This is a genomic window from Salinicola sp. (genome assembly GCF_982684285.1).
This window is the reverse complement of the sequence record NZ_CEXLVS010000237.1, coordinates 1-6344: the sequence shown is the minus strand read 5'-3', so window position 1 is coordinate 6344 and position 6344 is coordinate 1. Positions and strand designations below refer to the sequence as shown.

Genomic DNA, 6344 nt, shown 5'->3' with positions numbered 1-6344 from the left:
CGACCCGGACGCCGGCGCCAAGGGCATCAGCGCCTTTCTGATCGAGAAGGGATTTGCCGGTTTCTCCACCGCCCAGAAGCTCGACAAGCTGGGCATGCGCGGCTCCAACACCTGCGAGCTGGTATTCGAGGATTGCCAGGTACCGGCGGAGAACGTGCTGGGCGAGGAGAACCGCGGCGTGAAAGTGCTGATGAGCGGGCTCGACTACGAGCGCACCGTACTCGCCGCCGGTCCTGTCGGGATCATGCAGGCTTGCCTGGACGTGGTGGTGCCCTACGTTCACGAGCGCAAGCAGTTCGGCCAGCCCATCGGCGAATTCCAGCTGGTGCAGGGCAAGCTCGCCGACATGCACACCACGCTCAACGCCTGCCGCGCCTATCTCTACGCGGTGGCCGGCGCCTGCGACCGTGGCCGCGCCACCCGCAAGGACGCCGCCGGGGTGATTCTCTACTGCGCCGAGAAGGCGACCCAGATGGCGCTGGACGCCATCCAGCTGCTCGGCGGCAACGGCTATATCAACGAATACCCCACCGGGCGCCTGCTGCGCGACGCCAAGCTCTACGAGATCGGCGCGGGAACGAGCGAGATTCGGCGGATGTTGATCGGGCGCGAACTGTTCAGCGAATCGGCGTAAATTCAGCCGTAAGCCATAAGCTTTAAGCTGTAAGTAACCGCATTGCGGTTTTTCTTACAGCTTCCGGCTTATAGCTTATAGCTCATCTCGGAGAGATGAATGGCTATTCTTCAGACCCAGATCAATCCCCGCACGGAAACCTTCCAGGCCAACGAGGCGGCGCTGCGGAGCGAAGTCGACAAGCTGCGCGGCCTGACCGCCAGCATCGCCCAAGGCGGCGGCGACAAGGCCCGCGCGCGGCACGAGTCCCGCGGCAAGCTGTTCGTCCGCGACCGGATCGACCATCTGCTCGACGAGGGCTCGGCGTTTCTGGAGATCGGCGCCCTGGCGGCGCACGAGGTCTACGACTCCCCGGTGCCCGCCGCCGGGGTGGTCGCCGGCATCGGCCGGGTCAGCGGCGTGGAGTGCGTGATCGTCGCCAACGACGCCACGGTCAAGGGCGGCACCTACTTCCCGCTGACGGTGAAGAAGCACCTGCGTGCCCAGGAGATCGCCCGCAAGCATCGCCTGCCCTGCCTTTACCTGGTGGACTCCGGCGGCGCCTACCTGCCCGAGCAGGACGAGGTCTTCCCCGACCATGACGACTTCGGCCGCATCTTCTACAACCAGGCCACGCTCTCCGCCGCCGGCATACCGCAGATCGCGGTGGTGATGGGCTCCTGCACCGCCGGTGGCGCCTACGTGCCGGCGATGGCCGACGAATCGATCATCGTACGCGGCCAGGGCACCATCTTTCTCGGCGGGCCGCCGCTGGTGAAGGCCGCCACCGGCGAGACCATCAGCGCCGAGGATCTCGGCGGCGCCGACGTCCATGCCAAGATCAGCGGCGTGGTCGACCACTACGCCGAGAACGACGCCCACGCGCTGCAGCTCGCCCGTCGCGCGGTTTCCCGCCTCAACTGGCAAAAGCGCGGTCAGCTGGCGATGAAAAAATCCGCGCCGCCGCGGCTCGACCCGTCGGAGCTCTACGGCATCGTCGGCACCGACCTGCGCAAGCCGTACGACGTCCGCGAGGTGATCGCACGGCTGGTGGACGACTCCGACTTCGACGAGTTCAAGCGCTACTACGGCGACACCCTGGTCACCGGCTTCGCCCACTGGTGCGGCCATCCGGTGGGTATCGTCGCCAACAACGGGGTGCTGTTCTCGGAGTCGGCGCAGAAGGGCGCGCACTTCATCGAACTCTGCGCCCAGCGCCAGATCCCGCTGATCTTTCTACAGAACATCACCGGCTTCATGGTCGGCTCCAAGTACGAGCAGGAGGGCATCGCCAAGCACGGCGCCAAGCTGGTCACCGCCGTGGCCTGCGCCAAGGTGCCCAAGTTCACCGTGCTGATCGGCGGCAGCTTCGGCGCCGGCAACTACGGCATGTGCGGCCGCGCCTATGATCCGAACCTGTTGTTCATGTGGCCCAACGCGCGCATCTCGGTGATGGGCGGCGAGCAGGCCGCCAACGTGCTGGCCCAGGTGAAGCGGGAGCAGCTCGAACGCGACGGCAGCGCCTGGCCGGAAGAAGAGGAAGCGGCGTTCAAGGCGCCGATTCGCGAACAGTACGAACGCCAGGGCCACCCCTATTACGCCAGCGCCCGGCTGTGGGACGACGGTGTGATCGACCCGCTGCAGACCCGCGACGTGATCGGCCTGGCGCTCTCCGCCGCGATGAATGCAGAAGTCGAAGAGACAAGATTCGGCGTGTTTAGGATGTAGGCCCCTTGCTACGCAAGGGAGCTGGAAGCTTGAAGCTATAAGCTGGAAGTCTCTTCCCAACGCTTCGGCTACACGGTATCGAGAGTTCTTCCAGCTTCCAGGCGCGAAGCGCCGCTCTTCCAGCTTCAAGCTTTATTAACGAGGCCCCAGATGTCAGATATCACTTCCTACTCAAGACTCGAGATCGACTCCCGCGGTGTCGCGCGCCTGACGCTGGATCGGCCCGAGGTTCACAACGCCTTCGACGATGCGTTGATCGGCGAGCTCAACGCCCATCTCGAACGCCTGCACGCGCTGGCCGAGCGCGACGAGGTGCGGCTGGTGGTGCTGGCATCCGGCGGCAAGCACTTCTCCGCCGGGGCGGATCTGCACTGGATGAAGCGCATGGTGGACTACAGCTTCGACGACAACCTCAAGGATTCCCGCGAGCTGGCGCGGCTGATGCAGCAGCTGGATGAGCTGCCCTGCCCGACGTTGTGCCGGGTGCAGGGCGCAGCCTACGGCGGCGCGGTGGGGCTTGCCGCCTGCTGCGACGTGGTGATCGCTTCAGACAAGGCGACGTTCTGCCTGTCGGAAGTGCGTATCGGCCTCTCGCCGGCGGTGATCAGCCCTTATGTCCAGCGCGCCATCGGCCCGCGCCAGATGCGCCGTTACGCGCTCACCGCCGAGGTGATCGACGCCGCCACCGCGCAGTCCTTGGGCCTGGTGCATGAGGTGGTGGATGGGCAGGAGCTGGATATACACATCGACCAGACGATCGATCGCCTGCTCGCCGCCTCGCCCCAGGCCCAGCGCGCCACCAAGGCGCTGCTGGCCCGGGTCGACCAGGACCCCGGTTCCGATGCCACCCGTGAGCGCTGCTGTCGCACGATCAGCGAACTGCGGGTCAGCCGCGAAGGTCAGGAGGGGCTCGCCGCCTTCTTCGACAAGCGACCACCCGCCTGGCAGCCCACCGGAGATACCCACAGGCATAAAGACGGCCATTCGGACAACAAGGAACCGCGCCCATGAGCCTGACAAATGCGCCTCGCCCGCTACGTTCGGTGCTGATCGCCAATCGCGGCGAGATCGCCTGCCGCGTGATGCGCACCGCCCGCCGCCTGGGGCTTCGCACCATTGCCGTCTACTCCGATGCCGACGCCAACGCGCTACACGTGCGCGAGGCCGACGAGGCCGTGCGCCTCGGCCCGGCGCCCGCACGGGAGAGCTATCTCGATATCGACAAGGTCATTGCCGCCGCCCAGCGCAGCGGCGCCGACGCCATCCATCCGGGCTACGGGTTTCTCTCCGAGAACGCCGACTTCGTCGCCGCCTGCGAGGCTGCCGGGATCGTCTTCGTCGGGCCGCCGGCCAGCGCCATCGCCGCCATGGGCGACAAGGCGTCGGCCAAGGCGCGCATGGCCAACGCCGGCGTGCCGCTGGTGCCGGGCTACCACGGCGAGGCGCAGGAGGACGAACTGCTCCGGGAGGAAGCCGGCAAGATCGGTTATCCGGTGCTGCTGAAAGCCAGCGCCGGCGGCGGCGGCAAGGGCATGCGGGTGGTCGAATCCGACCGCGAGTTCCAGGCCGCCCTCGACGGCTGCCGCCGGGAGTCCCGCGCCGCCTTCGGCGACGAGCGCATGCTGATCGAGAAGTACCTGACCCAGCCGCGCCACGTCGAAGTGCAGGTGTTCTGCGATGGCCAAGGCAACGGCGTCTACCTGTTCGAGCGCGACTGCAGCGTGCAGCGCCGCCACCAGAAAGTGCTGGAAGAAGCCCCGGCGCCCAACCTGCCCCCAGCACTGCGCCAGCAAATGGGCGAAGCTGCCGTGCGCGCCGCCCAGGAGATCGGTTATGTCGGCGCCGGTACGGTGGAGTTCCTGCTGGATGCCGCCGCCGAAACCGCGCAGGAGAGCGGCTCGCCGTTCTTCTTCATGGAGATGAATACCCGGCTACAGGTCGAGCACCCGGTGACCGAGATGATCACCGGCGAGGATCTGGTCGAGTGGCAGCTGCGCGTGGCCGCCGGGCTGCCGCTGCCCAAGGCCCAGGACGCGCTGACGCTGACCGGCCACGCCATCGAAGCACGGCTCTATGCCGAGGACCCGGATAACGACTTCCTCCCCGCTACCGGCACGCTGGAACGGTTCGGTCTCGATCTGAAAGCCAGCGACCTGGCGCCGGATCGCGTGCGTCTGGATAGCGGCGTCGAGGCCGGCGATGACGTCTCGATGCACTACGACCCGATGCTGGCCAAGCTAATCGTCCACGGCGAGGATCGCGGCCAGGCCCTGGCAGAGATGGATCGCGCGCTGGCGGCGCTGGATGTCTCCGGCGTGACCACCAATCGCCGTTTTCTGCAGCGGCTGGTGACGCATCCGGAACTCATCGCCGCCCGGCTCGACACCCGCTTTATCGAACACCACCACGACGAGCTGTTCGCGAGTGAACCGCTCTCCAACGCGGACATCGCCTGCGCAGCGCTGGTGGCGCTCGACCAGTTGGATCGAGCCAGCGATGAACGTTCACCGTGGGAGCGCCGTGACGGCTGGCGGCTCAACGCCCCGCAGCATGTTCGACTGGCATTTGCCGAGGCCGAGGGCGCGCCGCCGATCCCCGTGACCGCGACACGCTCTGCCTCGCAATCGACCTGGCAACTGAGCGTGGACCGAGACGGCGGGCAGCATCTCGAAGGCCGTCTGCAGCGACTCGACGGTGACGCCGTGGCGATCACCCTGGATGGCCATCGCCGTCGCCTGCTGGCGCGCACCGATCCCGCTCTGGATGGCGAAACGATCATCCTCACCGCCGCCGGCTTCGAGTCCCACCTGATCTGGCGGCGCTCGGACCGGGTCGATCATCTGCCGCATGAGGTCGAAGCCAGGCTGACCGCCTCCATGCACGGCACCGTGGTGGCGCTGCTGGTCGAACCCGGCCAGACGGTGGAGAAAGGCACGCCGCTGGTGGTGGTGGAGGCGATGAAGATGGAACACACCCTGAGCGCCCCCGCCGCCGGCGCGGTGGAAGCGTTTCACTTCAAGGTGGGCGACGCCGTGGCGCAGGGGGATGAGCTGCTCGCGTTCACCAGCGCAGAAACGAACGAGGGCTCGTGAGATGGGAATGCCAAAACAGGTCAGCGTGGTGGAGGTCGGCCCGCGAGACGGGCTGCAGAACGAAGCCGAGCCCATCGCCACCGCCGCCAAGCTGAAACTGATCGACCGGCTCGGCGCGGCGGGACTCAAGCGGATCGAAGCGGCGAGTTTCGTCTCGCCCAAATGGGTGCCGCAGATGGCGGATCACCGCGACGTCATGACCGGCATTCGCCGCCGGCCGGGTGTGGTCTACTCCGCGCTTACGCCCAATCTGAAAGGGCTGGAAGCCGCGCTCGCGTGCGGCGTCGAAGAGGTCGCCGTTTTCGCGGCAGCGAGCGAAGCGTTCTCCCAGAAGAACATCAACTGCTCCATCGCCGAGTCGCTGGCGCGCTTCGCCCCGGTGGTCGAACGCGCTCGGGAAGCCGGTATGAGCGTGCGCGGCTATGTCTCCTGCGTGCTCGGCTGCCCGTATGAGGGCGAGATAGCCCCCGCCAGGGTCGCCGAGGTCTCCCGGGCGCTGTACGAGATGGGCTGCTATGAAATCTCGCTAGGCGACACCATCGGCGTCGGCACCCCGCTACACGCCAAGCGCCTGATCGACGCCGTGGCGCACGACATTCCGATGAACAAGCTCGCCGCCCACTTCCACGACACCTACGGCCAGGCGCTGGCCAATCTCTACGCCGTGCTCGAAGAAGGCATCGGCGTGATCGACAGCGCCGTCGCCGGCCTCGGCGGCTGCCCCTACGCCAAAGGCGCTACCGGCAACGTCGCCACGGAAGACGTGATCTACCTGCTCAACGGCCTGGGTATCGACAGCGGCGTGGATCTGGATAAGTTGGCAGAGACAGGGGTGTGGATAACCCAGACCACCGGCAAGCCGAACCGGTCAAAGGTGGGTGTGGCTCTGGCGGCGAAGTGATCGAACGATT

The 6344-nt window shown here is 66.7% G+C and carries 5 protein-coding genes; all 5 read left to right on the top strand.

All coding sequences use genetic code 11. From position 1 onward, the window contains the following. Positions 1–634: acyl-CoA dehydrogenase family protein (locus AC3AYF_RS16940; RefSeq protein WP_487780059.1), on the top strand; the 634-nt coding region annotated here is incomplete at its 5' end. Between the two features lie 99 nt (positions 635–733). Beyond that, positions 734–2341 carry a carboxyl transferase domain-containing protein gene (locus AC3AYF_RS16935; RefSeq protein WP_295040279.1) on the top strand — a complete coding sequence of 536 codons (1608 nt, stop codon included), beginning with the start codon at positions 734–736 and terminating at the stop codon, positions 2339–2341. 150 nt (positions 2342–2491) lie between these two features. Continuing rightward, on the top strand, positions 2492–3352 hold the full coding sequence (locus AC3AYF_RS16930; protein ID WP_487780058.1) for an enoyl-CoA hydratase/isomerase family protein: 861 nt from the start codon (positions 2492–2494) through the stop codon (positions 3350–3352). Further along, positions 3349–5433 (top strand): acetyl/propionyl/methylcrotonyl-CoA carboxylase subunit alpha, encoded by a 2085-nt coding sequence (locus AC3AYF_RS16925; RefSeq protein ID WP_487780057.1) that lies wholly within the window; start codon positions 3349–3351, stop codon positions 5431–5433. The genes AC3AYF_RS16930 and AC3AYF_RS16925 overlap by 4 nt, the downstream gene beginning before the upstream one ends. A 1-nt stretch (position 5434) precedes the next feature. Then, complete coding sequence (locus AC3AYF_RS16920; RefSeq protein ID WP_487780056.1) at positions 5435–6334, top strand: hydroxymethylglutaryl-CoA lyase; 900 nt, start codon at positions 5435–5437, stop codon at positions 6332–6334. The last annotated feature ends 10 nt before the right edge of the window (positions 6335–6344 follow it).